This is a genomic window from Cupriavidus sp. 30B13 (assembly GCF_049059565.2).
Taxonomy (GTDB): Bacteria; Pseudomonadota; Gammaproteobacteria; order Burkholderiales; family Burkholderiaceae; genus Cupriavidus.
This window is the reverse complement of sequence record NZ_CP188223.1, coordinates 4,150,018-4,167,045: the sequence shown is the minus strand read 5'-3', so window position 1 is coordinate 4,167,045 and position 17,028 is coordinate 4,150,018. Positions and strand designations below refer to the sequence as shown.

Here is a 17,028-nt window from a genome sequence, read left to right as displayed (position 1 = left end):
ATGCCGCGTCAATGCCGCGCCAATGCCGCGCCGAGACCGTACCGATGCCTTACCGGCGTGCGCGCACTTGCACTTGCCATCGGCGCATGTCACCCTCGCCCGGTGCCGCAAACGGAAGGGGACAGGATGACGCAGATCGTCGCTCGGATTGGCAAGCGCGCGAAGCACGGGCGCCGGCAGGCTGTCGCGGCCGGCCTGCGGATGGCATTGGCGGGCGCGGCCTCGGTCGCCGCGCTGGCGGCGGCGCTGCCCGGCGTGGCTGACGCCGCGCAGGTGGTCCGTTTCTCGCCCGAGGGCGAGGTCGCGCGCGCGCGGCAGGTGGCGATCCGCTTCGACGAAGCCATGGTGCCGCTCGGCGACGCGCAGGCCGGGCCGCCCGCCGCGGTGTCGTGCAGCGGCGCCGCCGTCGAAGGGCAGGCGCGCTGGGTCGATGCCAGGAACTGGGTGTTCGATTTCACGCGCGACCTGCCGCCCGGCGTCAAATGCGCGGTGCGCATGGCGGCCGGCCTCAGGAGCGAGGCCGGCAAGGCGTATGCCGGCAAGCCGGAATACCGTTTCGAGACCGGCGGCCCCACCGTGGTGTCGGCGCGCCCGGCCGGCGGCGAGATCGAGGAGGACCAGGTCTTCGCGCTGCGCTTCAACGGCGCCGCCACGCCCGATTCCGTGCGCACCGCCGCGTGGTGCCAGGCGCAGGGCCTGGGCGAGCGCATTCCGGTGCGGCTGCTCGGCGGCCAGGAGCGCGAGGCCGTGCTGGCCGCGCTGCGCTGGAAGCTCAAGGCGGACCAGGCCGATACCGTGCACCTGCTGGCCTGCCAGCAGCGCCTGCCCGCCGGCGCGCGCATGCAGCTGGTGCTGGGCAGCGGCATCGCCACGCCGTCCGGCGTGGCCGCGCGCGAAGAACGCCGCTTCGACTACACCGTGCGCGAGCCCTTCACCGCCAGCTTTTCCTGCGAGCGCGAGCGCGCGCAGTCGCCGTGCACGCCGCTGCGGCCGGTCTCGCTGTCGTTCTCGGCGCCGATCTCGCGCAAGGATGCCGAGCACATCCTGCTGGGCACGCCCAAGGGGCCGCGCGCGCCGCAGTTCGAGCCCGGCGCCGCGCGCGACGCGCCGGTCAGCAGCGTCGCCTTCGCGCCGCCGTTTGCCGAGAAGACCGAATTCACGCTGTCGGTGCCGGCGGGCCTGAAGGACGACAGCGGCCGCGCGCTCGCCAACGCGGACCTGTTCCCGCTCAAGTTCGCCACCGCGGCCATGCCGCCGCTGGCGAAGTTCCCGGCCGCGCCGTTCGGCGTGCTGGAGCGCTTCGGCGAACTGCCCAAGGGCCGCGCGCCCGCCGACTATCCCGCGCTGCTGCCGGTCACGCTGCGCAACGTGGAGGCCGACCTGCCCGCGCTCGGCGTGCGCGCCCAGGCCGGCACCGTGCGCCGGCTCAAGGTGGACGACGACGGCGCGGTGCTGCGCTGGTACGCGCTGGTGCGCCGCCTGCACGAGAGCAGCTGGACCCGCGGCGAGCTCGACGCCATCCTGGCCGGGCGCGCGCCCGGCGACGTCGTCAACCCGCGCAATGCGCCGGCCATCGAGACGCGTTCGGTCTCGCTGCTCGAGGGCGTGCCCGGCGCGCGCAAGCTCGCCATCCCGCAGCTGTCGGAGCCGGGCGGCAAGGCGCCGCGGCCGTTCGAGGTGGTGGGCATCCCGCTGCCCGAGGCGGGCTTCCACGTGGTGGAGATCGCCTCGCCGCTGCTGGGCGAGGCGCTGCTCGGCCGGCCGGCGCCGATGTATGTGCGCACCGCCGCGCTGGTGACCAACCTGGGCGTGCATTTCAAGCTCGCGCGCGGCCCCGGCAAGATGACCGCGCTGGCCTGGGTCACCACGCTCGACGACGGCAAGCCGGTCGCCGGCGCCGCCGTGGCGCTGCGCGACTGCGGCGCCCGCCTGCTGGCCTCGGCGCGCACCGATGCCGCCGGGCTGGCCAGCTTCGGCGCGGTGGACGACGTGCGCGAGCGCGAATGCGGCGACACCGGCTTGTCCGGCTACTTCGTCTCCGCGCGCATCGGCGCCGATCACCCGCAGGCGCGCGGCCAGGCCGACATGGCCTTCGTCATGTCCGGCTGGAACCAGGGCATCGAAAGCTGGCGCTTCAACGTGCCCACCGACACCAGCGCCACGCCGGACGTGCGCGTGGCCACCGTGTTCGACCGCACGCTGCTGCGCGCCGGCGAGACCGTGTCGATGAAGCACCTGATCCGCGCCGAGACCGCGGGCGGTTTCGCGCTGCCGTCCGGCGACGGCGCCATGCCCGCCAGGATGGTGATCCGCCACGAGGGCAGCGGGCAGACCTACGAGCAGCCGGTGCAGTGGCGCGCCACCGCCACCGGCGGGCGCAGCGCCGAAAGCACGTTCGCGGTGCCGGCGGCGGCGAAGCTCGGCGCCTACACGGTGTCGTTCAGCGATGCGCGCGAGCGCGTGTACGACAGCGGCAGCTTCCGCGTCGAGGCGTTCCGCCTGCCGGTGCTGGCCGGCACGCTCAAGGCCGGCAGCGGCGGCGCGCTGGTGGCGCCGGCCGAGGTGCCGCTCAACCTGGAAGTGCACTACGTGTCGGGCGGCGGCGCGGCGGGCCTGCCGGTGCAGGTGTCGGCGCTGCTGCGCGACAAGTCAGTGGGCTTTGCCGACTACGGCGACTACGCCTTCGCGCCGCCGCGCCCGCAGCGCAAGGGCGGCGAGCCGTCCCGCGGCGACGAGGACGAGAGCGAGGACGGCGGCGCCGCGCGCGACGACGGCCAGAAGCTGGTCGCCGACAAGCTGCCGCTCAAGCTCGACAAGAACGGCAGCGGCGCGCTCACGCTCAAGAACCTGCCGCGCGTGGACGCGCCCGGGGATCTCGTGGTGGAGACCGGCTTTGCCGATCCCAACGGCGAGATCCAGACGCTGCGCCAGACCGTGCCGCTGTGGCCGGCCGCGGTGGTGGCCGGCATCCGCGCCGAGAACTGGGTGTCGGTCAGGCAGAAGCTCAAGGTCAACGGCCTCGTGCTCGACACGCAGGGCCGCCCGCAGGCCAACGCGCCGGTCGCCGTGCGCGCGCTGCTGCGCACCACCACCTCGGTGCGCAAGCGCGTGGTGGGCGGCTTCTACCGCTACGACAACAGCAGCCAGACGCGCGACCTCGGCAGCGTCTGCGAGGCCCGCACCGATGCGCAGGGCCGCATGCAATGCGAGGTGACGCTGCCTGAGGCCGGCGAAGTCGAGCTGGTGGCGCAGGCGCGCGACAATGCCGGGCGCATGGCGCAGGCCGCCACCACGGTATGGGTGACGCGCCAGGGCGAGCTGTGGTTCGGCGGCGAGAACAACGACCGCATCGACCTGCTGCCGGAGAAGAAGGCCTACGCGCCGGGCGAGACCGCGGTGTTCCAGGTGCGCATGCCGTTCCGCCATGCCACCGCGCTGGTGTCGGTGGAGCGCGAGGGCGTGCTGGAGTCCAGCGTGGTCGAGCTCGACGGGCGCGACCCGACCGTGCGCGTGAAGGTCAGGCCCGAATGGGGGCCGAACGTGTACGTCTCGGTGCTGGCGCTGCGCGGGCGGCTGCGCGAAGTGCCGTGGTATTCGTTCTTCACCTGGGGCTGGCGCCAGCCGCTCGAATGGTGGCAGGCCTTCCGCAGCGAGGGCCGCGAATACGCCGCGCCGAGCGCGCTGGTCGACCTGTCCAGGCCGGCCTTCCGTCTCGGCCTGGCGGAGATCCGCGTGGGCGACGAAGGCTACCGCCTCGACGTCAGGGTGACGCCCGACAAGGCCAGCTATCCGGTGCGCGGGCGGGCACAGGTGGCGGTGCAGGTGACGCTGCCCGACGGCAAGCCCGCGGCCAACGGCGAAGTGGCACTGGCCGCCGTGGACGAGGCCTTGCTCGAGCTGATGCCCAACCCCAGCTGGGACCTGCTCGGCGCCATGCTGCGGCGGCGCAGCTATGGCGTGGAGACCGCCACCGCGCAGATGGAGATCATCGGCCGCCGGCACTACGGCCGCAAGGCGGTGCCGGCCGGCGGCGGCGGCGGCAAGAGCCCCACGCGCGAGCTGTTCGACACGCTGCTGCTGTGGAACCCGCGCGTGCAGCTCGACGGCGCCGGGCGCGCCACGCTGACGGTGCCGCTCAACGATTCGCTCACGCGCTTTCGCATCGTCGCCGTGGCGGACCTGGGCGTGAGCCGCTTCGGCAGCGGCAGCGCCACGGTGGCCGCCACCCAGGACCTGCAGCTGATCTCCGGCCTGCCGCCGCTGGTGCGCGAGCAAGACCGCTACCGCGCCATGTTCACGCTGCGCAATACCACGCAGCGGGCGATGACGGTGCGCGCGGCCGCGCGCATGAGCGGGCCTCTGCAATCCGCGCAACCGGCCGTGCCATCGCCCGCACAGCCGGCCGCACAGCCAGCCGCACAACCGGCCGCGCAGATGCTGCCGGCGCAGACGGTGGAGATCCCGGCCGGCGCCGCGCGCGAGATCGGCTGGGACGTGAGCGCGCCGCTGCTGCCGGCGGGCGCGCTGGCACAGGAAGGCACCGTGCAGTGGGAAGTGGAGGCCAGCGAGCAGGCCCGGGGCGGCGCGGCCGCGGCCGACCGCATCAGGCTCGCGCAGCAACTGGTGCCGGCGGTGCCGCTCGCGGTGCAGCAGGCCACGCTGGCGCAACTGGCGCCCGCGCTGTCGGTGCCGGTGCGCGCGCCGCAGGGCGCGCTGGCCGACGCCGCGGGCCAGCCGCGCGGCGGCTTGCAGGTCGACCTGCAGGCGTCGCTGGCGGGCGGCATGCCCGGCGTGCGCGAGTGGTTCCGCAACTATCCGTTCTCGTGCCTGGAGCAGCGCGCCTCGCGCGCGGTGGGGCTCGGCGACGCCGCGCAATGGAGCACGCTCGCGGCGCAGTTGCCGGGCTATCTCGACAACGACGGGCTGGCGGCGTATTTCCCGCTGCAGAACGACGCCGCCGCCGGCAGCGAAGTGCTCACGGCCTACCTGCTGGCGCTGTCGGACGAGGCGGTGCGCGCGGGCCTGCCGCTGCGCCTGCCGGACGAGACGCGCGCGCGCATGGAGAGCGGCCTGGCGGCCTTCGTCGAGGGCCGCATCAAGCGCGAGCGCTGGGCGCCCACGCAGGACCTGGAGGTGCGCAAGCTGGCCGCGCTCGAGGCGCTCTCGCGCAGCGGGCACGCGCAGGCGCGCATGCTCGGCTCGGTCCAGATCCTGCCGCAGCAGTGGCCGACCTCCGCATTGCTCGACTGGATCGCGCTGCTGAGCCGCGTGCACGATATCCCGCAGCGCGAGGAGCGCCTGGCGCAGGCGCAGCAGATCCTGCGCGCGCGCCTGACGGTGCAGGGCACGCGCCTGGCGTTTTCCACCGAGCGCGAGGACAACTGGTGGTGGCTGATGAGCGGCGCGGATCTCAACGCCGCGCGGCTGCTGACGCTGTCGCTCGAGCTGCCCGGCTGGAAGGACGAGGCCGCGCAGCTTGCCACCGGCCTGCTGGGCCGGCAAGTGCGCGGCGCGTGGGGCACCACCACCGCCAATGCATGGGGCGCGCTGGCGGTCGCGCGCTTCGCGCAGGCCTTCGAGAAGACGCCGGTGGCCGGCGCCACGCGCGTCGCGCTGGAGGGCGTGCCGGGCGCGGCGGATGCCGCGCGCACGTTCGACTGGGCGCGCGCCGCCAGCCGCGACGGCGTGGCGGCGGGCAGCGTCAGCCTGCCGTGGCCGCAGGGCGGCACCGCCACGCTGCGCGCCGACCAGCAGGGCGCCGGCAGGCCGTGGGCCACGGTGCGCGCGGTGGCGGCGGTGCCGCTGGCCGCGCCGCTGGCGGCGGGCTACCGCATCGCGCGCAGCGTGACGCCGGTGGAGCAGGCGGTGGCCGGCAAGTGGTCGCGCGGCGACACCTACCGCGTGACGCTGCAGGTCGACGCGCAGGCCGACATGACCTGGGTGGTGGTGAGCGATCCGATACCGGCCGGCGCCACCATCCTGGGCAGCGGCCTGGCGCGCGATTCGGACATCGCCACGCGCGGCCAGCAGCGCAAGGGCGCGTGGCCGGCCTTCACCGAGCGCACGCAGCAGGCCTACCGCGAGTACTACGCTTACCTGCCGCGCGGCAGCGCCACCGTCGAATACACGGTGCGCCTGAACAACGCCGGCGAGTTCGCGCTGCCGCCCACGCGCGTGGAGGCGATGTACGCGCCGGACGTGTTCGGCGCCCAACCCAATGCAAGGCTGACCGTAGGAGCGCGCCCTTGAGCTGGCTTGCGATGATGATGCCCGCGCGCGTGCGCGAATGGTGGCTGGCCGGCACGCTGGCCGGCCTGGTGTACGGCGGCATGCTGGTCACGGTGGCGATGGACGCGCAGCCGGGCGCGCCGCTGGGCGGCCAGATCGCCTTCCAGCCGGTATGGAAGACGGCGATGGCGCTGATGCTGGCGCGCGCGGCGCGCTACCACCCGGTGCCGCGCGAGCGGCGCTGGCTGATGGCGGCGCTGCTGTTTTCGGCGATCGGCGACTTCCTGCTGGCGATGCCGTGGTTGTCGGCCTCGTTCATCGGCGGGCTCGGCGCGTTCCTGCTCGCGCACCTGGCCTACCTCGGCCTGTTCGTGCCGATGGCCGGCGACTGGCGCCCGCACCGGCTGGTCGGCTGCGGGCTGGTGATGGGCGCCGCGGGCGCCATGCTCGGGCGCTTCTGGCCCAACCTGGGCGCGCTGGCGGGGCCGGTCACCGTCTACGTGATCGCGCTCGCGGCGATGGCCTGCGCGGCGCTGGTGGCCAGGCTGCCCACGCCGCTGGCGGCCATCGGCGCGCTGTGCTTCGCGTTGTCGGATGCGCTGATCGGCAGCGCGCGCTTCCTGGTGCCGTTCGAGACCTTCGCGCTGGGCATCTGGTGGACCTACGCCGCGGCGCAGGTGCTGCTGGTGGCGGGCGTGGTGGCGGGGCGCAGGGAATGAGCCGCGCGCTGCGCGCCGCGCTCGCCGCCGCCTGCATGGCGGCGATGGCCGGCGCGCACGCGCTGCCGCCGTTCGACAGCGTGCGCGCCGGCTGGCGCAGCGCCGACGTGCTCGTGCTGGACCGCCACGGCGCGCCGCTGTCGCGCGTGCGCGACGATTTCAGCGCGCGCCGCGGGGACTGGGTCACGCTGGCGGAGATCTCGCCGGCGGTGCGCACCGCCATCGTGCTGTCGGAGGACCGGCGCTTCTATGCGCACAGCGGCGTGGACTGGCAAGGCGTGGCGGCGGCGGCCTGGGCCAACCTGTGGAACACGCGCACGCGCGGCGCCTCCACGCTGACCATGCAGCTCGCCGGCCTGCTCGACGACGACCTGCGCCGCGCCGGCGGCGGGCGCAGCGTGGGCCAGAAGATGACGCAGGCGGTGCGCGCCGCCGCGCTCGAACGCGGCTGGAGCAAGGACCAGATCCTCGAGGCCTATCTCAACCTGGTGCCGTTGCGCGGCGAACTGGTGGGCTTGTCCGCGTTGTCGCAGGCGCTGTTCGGCAAGTACCCGGGCGGGCTCGACGCGCGCGAGGCGGCCCTGGCGGTGGCGCTGGTGCGCGCGCCCAACGCGCGCGCGCCGCAGGTCGCGCAGCGTGCCTGCGGCATCCTGCGCGAGCAGGGCCTGCCGAAATCGTGCGAAGGGCTCGACGGCTTCGCGCAGCTGACCTTGCTGCGCGGTGGCGCGGGCGCGGGAGTGGCCGGGGGCGCGCAAGCCACGGCGCCCGGGCCGGACCTGGCGCCGCACCTGGCACGCTTGCTGGTGGCGCAGGCCCGCGCCCGGCTGCGCACGGCCAATGCGGCCAATGCGGCGGCCGCGATGCCGGCATCGATCACCTCCACGCTCGACGCCGGCCTGCAGCGCGTTGCCGCCGACAGCCTCGGGCGGCACCTGCGCGAGCTGGCCGGGCGCAACGTGGAAGACGGCGCGGTGGTGGTGCTCGACAACGCCAGCGGCGACGTGCTGGCCTACGTGGGCTCGTCCGGCGCGCTGTCCGGCGCCGCGCAGGTGGACCACGCCGCGGCGCCGCGCCAGGCTGGCTCCACGCTCAAGCCCTTCCTCTACGAACAGGCGCTGGAAGCGCGGCGCCTGACGCCGGCCTCGCTGCTCGACGACCGTCCCGTCAACCTGCCCACCGGCGGCGCGGGCGGCCTGTACGTGCCGCAGAACTACGACCACCGCTATGCCGGCTGGGTCAGCATGCGCGCGGCGCTGGCGTCGTCGCTCAACGTGCCGGCGGTGCGCACGCTGGTGATGGTGACGCCGCACCGTTTCCACCGGCGCCTGACCGCGCTCGGGCTGCCGCTGCCGCAGGCCGGCGACTACTACGGTTACAGCCTGGCGCTGGGCAGCGCCGACGTGCCGCTGCTGGCGCTGGCCAATGCGTATCGCGCGTTCGCCAACGGCGGCAGCTATGCGCCGGTGCGCATGCGCGCGGACGCCGCCGCGGCGCCGGCGCGCGCGGTGATGGCGCCGGCGGCCAGCTACCTGATCGCCGACGTGCTCTCCGACCGCCATGCGCGGGCGCGCACCTTCGGCCTGGACAGCCCGCTCACCACGCGCTTCTGGACCGCGGTGAAGACCGGCACCTCGAAGGACATGCGCGACAACTGGTGCATCGGCTGGTCGCAGCGCTACACGGTGGGGGTGTGGGTGGGCAACGCCAGCGGCGCGAGCATGCACGAGGTGTCCGGCGTGTCGGGCGCGGCGCCCGTGTGGCACGACGTCATGGAAGCGCTGCACGGCACGGTGCCGAGCGCGGCGCCCGCCATGCCGCCCGGCGTGGAGCGCGTGGCGCTGCGTTTTGCCGGCGACCTGGAGCCGGCCCGCGAGGAGGTGTTCCTCGCCGGCACGGCCATGCGCGTGGTCGACGTGGCCGGCGCGGCGCCGGCGCGCACGGCGGCGCAGGATGGCGTGCCCGCCATCGGCAGCCCGGCCGACGGCACCGTGTTCGCGCTCGACCCCGACATCCCGCCGGCGGCGCAGCGGGTCTGGTTCCATGCCGAGGGCGTGGGCGGCCAGGCGGCGCGGCGCGTGCGCTGGCGCATCGACGGCAAGCCGCTCGGGCGCGGCGCGCAGCTGGCGTGGTTTCCGTGGCCGGGGCGCCACCAGGTGGAGCTGGTCGACGCCAGCGGCAAGGTGGTGGACCGCATCGGCATCGAGGTGCGCGGCGCGGTGGCGAAGGGCGCGCCGCGCGGCTGAGGCGCACATCGCGGCACACCTGCGCGCGCCGCCGATCCGGCCTATGCTGCCAGGGTTGCGCGCGCCGGATGCCGCGAGGGCCGCGCGCAATGCGCCGGCGGGCGAGCCGCCCGTTGCCGCCGCCGGTGTTTCAGCCAACGTCTTTCCAGGAGTCGGCATGACCGCATTACGCAAGCTGGGCCGCCACGGCCCGGAAGTCTTTCCGCTCGGCCTCGGCTGCATGGGCATGAGCGAGTTCTACGGCGCGCACGACGACGCCGAATCCATCCGCACCATCCACCATGCGCTGGCGCGCGGGGTCAACCTGATCGACACCGCCGACATCTACGGCCCGCACACCAACGAGCGCCTGGTCGGCCGCGCCATCGCGGACCGCCGCGACGGCGTGGTGCTGGCCACCAAGTTCGGCATCGTGCGCGATGCGGCCAACCCGGTGGCGCGCGGCGTCGACGGCCGCCCCGAGTACGTGCGCGCCGCCTGCGACGCCAGCCTGCGGCGGCTCGGCCTGGACCACATCGACCTGTACTACCAGCACCGCGTGGACCCGCAGGTGCCGATCGAGGAAACCGTGGGCGCGATGGCGGAGCTGGTGCGCGCTGGCAAGGTGCGCTGGCTGGGCCTGTCGGAAGCCGGCGCGGGCACGCTCGAGCGCGCGCACGCGGTGCATCCGGTCGCCGCGCTGCAGAGCGAGTATTCGCTGTGGACGCGCGACGTGGAGGCGGGCGGCGAGCACGGCATCCTGGCCACCTGCCGGCGGCTCGGCGTGGCCTTCGTGCCGTACAGTCCGCTCGGCCGCGGCTTTCTCACCGGCGCGATCCGCAGCCCGGACGATTTCGCCGCGGACGACTACCGCCGCACCAGCCCGCGCTTCGTCGGCGAGAACTTCGCGCGCAACCTGGCGCTGGCCGACAAGGTCAGGGAGATCGCGCACGGCAAGGGCTGCACGCCGGCGCAGCTCGCGCTGGCCTGGGTGCTGGCGCGCGGCGAGGACATGGTGCCGATCCCCGGCACGCGGCGCGTGGCCAACCTCGACGACAACCTCGGCGCGCTCGACGTGAAGCTGGACGCGGCGGAGCTGGCGGCCATCGATGCCGTGTTCCCGCCGGACGCGGCGGCGGGCACGCGCTATCCGGAGCAGGTCATGCCGTTGCTGGCGCGCTGAACGAGCGAGCGGGGCAGGGCGGGGATCGCGGATAATCCGGCATCGCAAACCGCTTCCGGAGCCACCCGCCGTGTCCCTCGCCCTGCTCGACGCCGACCAGACCGCCGCCCGCCTGCCGTATCCGGAACTGGCGCGCGCCATCGCCGACATGCTGGCCGAACTGCGCGCCGGCACCGCCATGGCGCCGCCGCGCATCGCCCTGCCGGTGGGCGACGCCGAGGGCGGCGCGGGCACGCTGCTGGTGATGCCGGCGCGCAACCGCGAGCTGGTGATGACCAAGAACATCACCGTGCACCCGGACAACCCGCGGCGCGGCCTGCCCAACATCCTCGGCGAAGTGGTGGTCGCCGACGCGCACACCGGCCGGCGGCTGGCGCTGCTGGACGGGCCCACCGTGACCGGGCGGCGCACCGCGGCGGTATCGCTGCTGGCCGCGCAGCAGTTCGCGCCGCGCGCCGACGGCGAGCTGCTCATCGTCGGCGCCGGCGTGCAGGCGCTGACCCACCTCGAAGCCTTTATCGCCGGCCTGGCGCCGCGCCGCGTGTGGCTGCATTCGCGCACGTCCGCCAAGGCCGGGGCGCTGGCCGCGCACGCGCGCGCGCTGGGCACCGAGGCGCAGGCCGTGGATGACGTGCGCGCCGTGCTGCCGCGGGTGTCGATGGTGGTCACCGTGACCTCCAGCCTGGCGCCGGTGCTGCCGGACCTCGATAGCGGCTTGTGGCGCGACGACCATTTCGTCGCCGCGGTGGGCGCCTTCCGTCCCGAGATGTGCGAACTGCCGCCGGCGCTGTGCCAGGCCGCGTCGGCCAGCGGGCGGCTGCTCGCCGACACGCTGTTCGGCATCGAGGAAGAGGCCGGCGACCTGCTGCAGGCCGGCATCGACTGGGCCACCGTGCAGCCGTTCGAGCAGGCCATCCTCGCCGCCGGCGCGCTGCGCGCGCGCGGCGGCAGTCCGCTGGTGTTCAAGAGCGTGGGTTATGCGCTGTGGGACCTGGCGGCCTGCGTGCTGGCCAGCGCCGCGGGCGCGCCGGGTGCCGCCTGAGGCGCATGGAAGGTGTGTTGAAGGCGCGTTGAAGGCGCGTTGAAGGCGCGCCGGCAAGCGGCCGCCGCCGCCGCGCCTGGTCCGAATTCCCTTACCCCCAGTAGGTCTATACCGCAGAGTAGGTTTTGCGGCGGGCAGGCGTCGCAAATTCGGTACAGTTTTCGCACGCTTTTCCCGCTATTTCCCCCATTTTTTAGTGGTTAACCCGCTCTTTAGGGGCCTCACTCTATGAAAGCGTTGCACGTTTGAAACAGACGGCAGATCGCAGACGGGATAATGCATCCCTCACCTCGAGGCAGAGAAACAACAAGGAGTAGGCATGACCCATAAGAAGATTCTGGTGGCCAGCGTTGCCATGCTGATTGCAGGGGCCGCGCAAGCACAGAGCGCAGGTAGCAACGTCGTCAGCCTCGGCTGGTTCCGGCTGATGCCGAACAGCTCGGCGGACCCGCTCACCGTGGACAGCATCAACGGTTTCCCGGTCGGCATGGCCAAGGCCGGCACGGGCGCGAAGATCAAGTCGGCGGATACGCTGGGGATCTCGCTGGAGCACTATGTCACCGACAACATCGGCGTCGAGTTCGTGGTCGGCGTCCCGCCCAAGCACGACGTGACGGGCGAGGGCACCTTCGCCAAGTACGGCATGCTGGGCAACGTGAAGCAGTGGAGCCCCGCGGTGCTGCTGAAGTATCACTTCCTGGAAGCCAAGGCCAGGTTCCGCCCGTATGTCGGCATCGGCGTGAACTACACGTGGTTTACCGACGAGACCATCACCAACCAGACCTTCGTGAAGTCGGAGTTCGGCCCGGGCGCGACCATGTCGGCCAGCGCCAAGAGCTCGTGGAACCCGGTGTTCAACGTCGGCGCCAACTACGCCGTGACCGACAACTGGTTCGTCGGCGTCTCGGTTTCCTACCTGCCGCTGTCGACCACCGCCAGCTTCACGGCGCAGAACGCCGGCGCGGGCGCCAACCAGACCATCCAGTCGCATACCAAGATCAAGATCGACCCGGTGGTGACCTTCCTGAGCGTGGGCTACCGGTTCTGAGCGGTCTTTCGCCCCAGGCAAAAGAGAAAGAAAGGGCTTCCGGAAACGGAAGCCCTTCTTGCTTTCGTGGCGGGGAGAAGCGAGCCGCGAGGCGCCTGTGCGAGCCGTCCGCGCGCCTCAGTTCTTGACCGGATAGCCGGCGTCTTCGATGGCCGCGCGCAGCGCTTCCTTGCTGGCCGCGGCCTCCACGGTCACCGCCTGCGCGGGGATGTCCGCCGACACCTTGGCGGCCGGATCGACGGCCTGCACGGCGCGGGTGATGGCGCCCACGCAGTGGCCGCACGACATGCCTTCAACCTGGAACTGGATCATCTGGGTTCTCCTGTCAAAACGGAAAAACAACGGAAAAGCGAAAACAAATAAAGGCGCAATCGCCGCGGCGTACCCACCGCTGCGCGCCGGCCGGATTGCGATCCGGACTGGAGTGTGCACCTTCCCACCGTGGGAAGCGCAAGGGCTTTGTTGGCGGGAGGGCGTGACCGGCAAGTGATGCGTGGGCGGCTTCGCTTCCGTCCTTGACCTTCCCAACATGGTAAGGTCCATGATGTGCTTGTCGCCCCTGTGGCATCTCTCCCCATCCACGCCATGTCCGCTTCATCCCAGACTCTTCCCTTGTCCGGCGCGCCAGCAGGCGCGCCGGATGCCGAATGGCGCCTGCCCATCGGCGGCATGACCTGCGCCTCGTGCGTGCGGCGTGTCGAGAACGCGCTGGCCAAGGTGCCCGGCGTGCGCAAGGTCGCCGTGAATCTTGCCACCGAAGAGGCCACGCTGCAGGCCGACAGCGCCGCCGTGCTGCCGGCCGCGGCCGCGGCGGTGAAGGCGGCCGGCTACGAGGTGCCGTACCAGGCCGTCGAACTGTCGATCAGCGACATGACCTGCGCGTCCTGCGTGGCGCGCGTGGAGCGCGCGCTCAAGGCGGTGCCGGGCGTGGCCGACGCGCAGGTCAACCTGGCGACCGAGCGCGCCGCGGTGACCGTGCTGCGCGGCGCGGCGGACGCCGCCGCGCTGGCCGCGGCGGTGGCACGCGCCGGTTACGGCGCCGTGCCGGTAAGCGAGGCGCAGCCGGCCGGCGCCGCGCCACGCGAGGGCTTCTGGTCCGGGCCGTGGCCGGTGGCGATCTCGGCGGCGCTGTCGCTGCCGCTGGTGGCGCCGATGGTGGCCGGGTGGTTCGGCGTGCACTGGATGCTGCCGGCCTGGGTGCAGTGGCTGCTGGCCACGCCGGTGCAGTTCGTGTTCGGCTGGCGTTTCTACAAGGCGGGCTGGAAGGCGGCGCGCGCGGGCGCCGGCAACATGGACCTGCTGGTCGCGCTCGGCACCTCGGCAGCCTATGGCTTGTCGCTGTGGCTGATGTGGCGCGGGGCGGACGGCATGCCGCACCTGTATTTCGAAAGCGCGGCGGTGGTGATCACGCTGGTGCGCCTGGGCAAGTGGATGGAAACGCGCGCCAAGCGCCAGACCGCCGACGCGATCCGCGCGCTGGCGGCGCTGCGCCCGGACAGCGCCATCGTGCGCCGCGCCGGCGCGCAGGCCACGGTGCCGCTGGCCTCGGTGCAGGTGGGCGACGAGATCGTGGTGCTGCCGGGCGCGCGCGTGCCGGTGGACGCCGAGGTCATCGAGGGCACCAGCCATGCCGACGAGTCGATGCTGACCGGCGAGAGCCTGCCGGTGCCCAAGGCGCCCGGCGACCGCCTGACCGGCGGCGCCATCAACTATGAAGGCCGGCTGGTGGCGCGCACCGTGGCGGTGGGGGCCGAGACGGTGCTGGCGCGCATCATCCGCATGGTGGAGCACGCGCAGGCGGCCAAGGCGCCGATCCAGCGCATGGTGGACAGCGTCAGCGCGGTGTTCGTGCCGGTGGTGCTGGGCATCGCGCTGCTCACGCTGCTGGGCTGGGGCGTGTTCGGCGGCAACTGGGAAGCGGCGCTGCTCAACGCGGTGGCGGTGCTGGTGATCGCCTGCCCGTGCGCGCTGGGCCTGGCCACGCCGACCGCCATCATGGCCGGCACCGGCGCCGGCGCGCGCGCCGGCATCCTCATCAAGGACGCCGAGGCGCTGGAAGTGGCGCACCGGGTCAACGTGGTGGCGTTCGACAAGACCGGCACGCTCACGGTCGGCAAGCCGGAAGTGGTGGCGCTGGCGGTGCCGCAGGGCATGGGCGAAGGCGAGGAGCTGCGCGTGCTGGCGCTGCTGGCCGCGCTGCAGGCCGGCAGCGAGCATCCGCTGGCGCATGCGGTGCTGGCCGCGGCACGCGAGCGCGCGGTGGCCGCGCCGGTGGCCAGCGACGTGCGCGCGCTGCCGGGCGTGGGCCTGGCCGGCACGGTCGAGGGCATGGCGCTGCAGCTTGGCAGCGAGCGCCTGCGCGCCACGCTGGGCGCGGCGGCGGGAACGCTGCAGGCGCGCGCGCAGGCGCTGCAGGAAGCGGGGCGCACGGTGTCCTGGCTGATCGACGCCAGCGCGCCGGAGGCACCGCGCGTGCTGGGGCTGGTGGCCTTCGGCGACGCCATCAAGCCCGGCGCGCGGCGCGCCGTCGAACGGCTGCGCGCGGCCGGCGTGCGCACCGTGATGCTGTCCGGCGACAACCGCGGCGCCGCCGCGCGCGTGGCCGAGGCGCTCGGGCTGGACGAAGTGCAGGCCGAGGTGCTGCCCGCCGACAAGGCCGAGCGCGTGCTGGCGCTCAAGGCCGGCGGCGCGGTGGTGGCGATGGTGGGCGACGGCATCAACGACGCGCCGGCGCTGGCCGCGGCCGACGTGGGCATCGCCATGTCGACCGGCACCGACGTGGCCATGCATGCCGCCGGCATCACGCTGATGCGCGGCGACCCGGCGCTGGTGGCCGACGCGCTGGGGATCTCGCACCGCACCGTGCGCAAGATCCGCGAGAACCTGTTCTGGGCCTTCTTCTACAATGTGATCGGCATCCCGCTGGCGGCGGCCGGCCTGCTCAACCCGGTGGTGGCGGGCGCGGCCATGGCGTTTTCCAGCGTGAGCGTGGTCGGCAACGCGCTGCTGCTGCGGCGCTGGAAGCCGGCGGGAGAGCAAGCATGAATATCGGCGAAGCGGCACAGGCCTCGGGCGTGTCCGCCAAGATGATCCGGCACTACGAATCGATCGGCCTGGTGGCGGCGCCGCCGCGCAGCGAGGGCGGCTACCGGCGCTACGACGAACGCGCGGTGCACACCTTGCGCTTCGTGCGGCGTGCCCGTAATCTCGGGTTCTCGCTGGACGAGATCCGCGGCCTGCTGTCGCTGTGGCACGACCGGGCCCGCGCCAGCGCCGACGTCAAGGCGCTGACGCTGCGGCACGTGGCGGATCTGGAGCAGCGCATCGCCGAGCTGGCCGCCATGCGCGACACCTTGCGCCAGCTGGCCGAGGCCTGCAGCGGCGACCACCGGCCGGATTGCCCGATCCTCGCCGACATGGCGCGGCTTGGCGACGGCAGCGATGTTGGCGATGGAGGCGATGGAGGCGATGGCGCCGGCACGGCGCCGCCGGCCTGCCACCGGCACGGCGGGGGCGGCATGGCGGCGTAGCGCCGCGGCCACGCCGGCGGGCGCAACGCAAGCGGAAACGGACATGGAGACCAACCGGATGGACCAACCCAGTACCGCTGTTCCCGCCGAGTCCGGCGGGCCGGCGGGGCCTGCGCCGGGACCCGCCGGCCATGCCCGCCAGGACGAAGGCGCCGGCCCCGGCGCGGCGGCGCCCGCGCGGCCGCTGGTGCCCGCCGAAAGCCGCCAGCGCATGCGCGACGGCACCGAATTGCTGCTGCGCACCTGGCAGCCCGATCCCGGCCTGTTTCCCGAAACCACCGGCTCGCTGCTGCTGGTGCACGGCCTGGCCGAGCACTGCGGGCGCTACCAGCATGTGGCCGAGCTGCTGTGCGGCCTGGGCCTGCGCGTGCGCGCCTACGACCAGCGCGGCCACGGCGCCAGCGGCGGCGCGCGCATGGCGGCGGGGCATCCCGATGTCTATGTGGAGGATCTCACCGAGATCCATGACGCGGCCGTGGACCAGTGGAAGGAACTGCCGTTCCTGCTCGGCCACAGCATGGGCGGCCTGGTGGCGGCGCGCTTCGCCACCGCGCGCGTGCGGCCGATCCGCGCGCTGGTGCTGTCGTCGCCGGCGCTGGCGCTGCGGCTGTCCGGCGCGATGCTGATGCTGCACCGCACGCTGCTGGCGCTGGCGCCGAACCTGCGCGTACCCAATCCGATCGACGCGCGCTACCTCTCCCACGATGCGGCGGCGGTGGCGCAATACCGCGCCGATCCGCTGGTGCAGGGCACCATCAGCGCCGGGGTGTTGGAAACCTTCGTGCGCGGCATGGCGCAGGCGCAGGCCGACGCGGCGCTGCTGGAAGCGCCCGCGCTGCTGCTGGTGGCGGGCGACGACCGCATCGTCGACCCGGCCGGCAGCCGCCGCTTCTGCGACGCCGCGCCGCCGGACCTGCGCGAGCTGCGCTGGTTCGACGGCGGCTACCACGAGCTCTTCAACGAGGCGCAGCCGCTGCGCGGCGAAGTGTTCGCCGCGCTGGCCGGCTGGCTGCGCCAGCACCTGCAACCGCAGGCATGACGGCAGGCGCGCGAACC

General features: G+C 73.6%; 10 protein-coding genes. 9 read left to right on the top strand and 1 reads right to left on the bottom strand.

Annotation, left to right across the window (positions count from 1 at the left end):
- Nucleotides 1-126: 126 nt before the first annotated feature.
- The 6 genes from ACKI2N_RS19200 (at nt 127) to ACKI2N_RS19175 (ending at nt 12,442) form a co-directional block, all read left to right on the top strand.
- Nucleotides 127-6,249 carry an alpha-2-macroglobulin family protein gene (locus ACKI2N_RS19200; RefSeq protein ID WP_420996964.1) on the top strand — a complete coding sequence of 2,041 codons (6,123 nt, stop codon included), beginning with the start codon at nt 127-129 and terminating at the stop codon, nt 6,247-6,249.
- On the top strand, nt 6,246-6,947 hold the full coding sequence (locus ACKI2N_RS19195; RefSeq protein WP_420996963.1) for a lysoplasmalogenase: 702 nt from the start codon (nt 6,246-6,248) through the stop codon (nt 6,945-6,947). The genes ACKI2N_RS19200 and ACKI2N_RS19195 overlap by 4 nt, the downstream gene beginning before the upstream one ends.
- Nucleotides 6,944-9,190, top strand: a complete 2,247-nt coding sequence (pbpC, locus tag ACKI2N_RS19190) for a penicillin-binding protein 1C (protein ID WP_420996962.1) — start codon at nt 6,944-6,946, stop codon at nt 9,188-9,190. The genes ACKI2N_RS19195 and pbpC overlap by 4 nt, the downstream gene beginning before the upstream one ends.
- A 157-nt stretch (nt 9,191-9,347) precedes the next feature.
- Nucleotides 9,348-10,352 (top strand): aldo/keto reductase, encoded by a 1,005-nt coding sequence (locus tag ACKI2N_RS19185; RefSeq protein ID WP_420996961.1) that lies wholly within the window; start codon nt 9,348-9,350, stop codon nt 10,350-10,352.
- Between the two features lie 70 nt (nt 10,353-10,422).
- Nucleotides 10,423-11,394 (top strand): delta(1)-pyrroline-2-carboxylate reductase family protein, encoded by a 972-nt coding sequence (locus ACKI2N_RS19180; protein ID WP_420996960.1) that lies wholly within the window; start codon nt 10,423-10,425, stop codon nt 11,392-11,394.
- Between the two features lie 319 nt (nt 11,395-11,713).
- The gene (locus tag ACKI2N_RS19175; RefSeq protein ID WP_420996959.1) at nt 11,714-12,442 is read left to right on the top strand and encodes an OmpW/AlkL family protein; all 729 of its coding nucleotides are present in this window, start codon (nt 11,714-11,716) and stop codon (nt 12,440-12,442) included.
- 117 nt (nt 12,443-12,559) lie between these two features.
- On the opposite strand, the gene ACKI2N_RS19170 is transcribed toward ACKI2N_RS19175, so the two are convergent.
- Nucleotides 12,560-12,754 (bottom strand): heavy-metal-associated domain-containing protein, encoded by a 195-nt coding sequence (locus ACKI2N_RS19170; protein ID WP_420996958.1) that lies wholly within the window; start codon nt 12,752-12,754, stop codon nt 12,560-12,562.
- A gap of 273 nt (nt 12,755-13,027) precedes the next feature.
- On the opposite strand from ACKI2N_RS19170, the gene ACKI2N_RS19165 reads away from it, so the two are divergent.
- From ACKI2N_RS19165 to ACKI2N_RS19155, 3 genes are read left to right on the top strand one after another with little or no spacing between them, the layout of a single operon-like run.
- A complete protein-coding gene (locus ACKI2N_RS19165) occupies nt 13,028-15,487 on the top strand; it encodes a heavy metal translocating P-type ATPase (protein WP_420996956.1) in 2,460 nt (819 codons plus the stop codon).
- Nucleotides 15,484-15,972, top strand: coding sequence for a Cu(I)-responsive transcriptional regulator (gene cueR / locus ACKI2N_RS19160; RefSeq protein ID WP_420996955.1), 489 nt, complete (start codon nt 15,484-15,486; stop codon nt 15,970-15,972). Before ACKI2N_RS19165 ends, cueR begins: the two co-directional genes overlap by 4 nt.
- A 58-nt stretch (nt 15,973-16,030) precedes the next feature.
- The gene (locus ACKI2N_RS19155; RefSeq protein WP_420996954.1) at nt 16,031-17,011 is read left to right on the top strand and encodes a lysophospholipase; all 981 of its coding nucleotides are present in this window, start codon (nt 16,031-16,033) and stop codon (nt 17,009-17,011) included.
- The last annotated feature ends 17 nt before the right edge of the window (nt 17,012-17,028 follow it).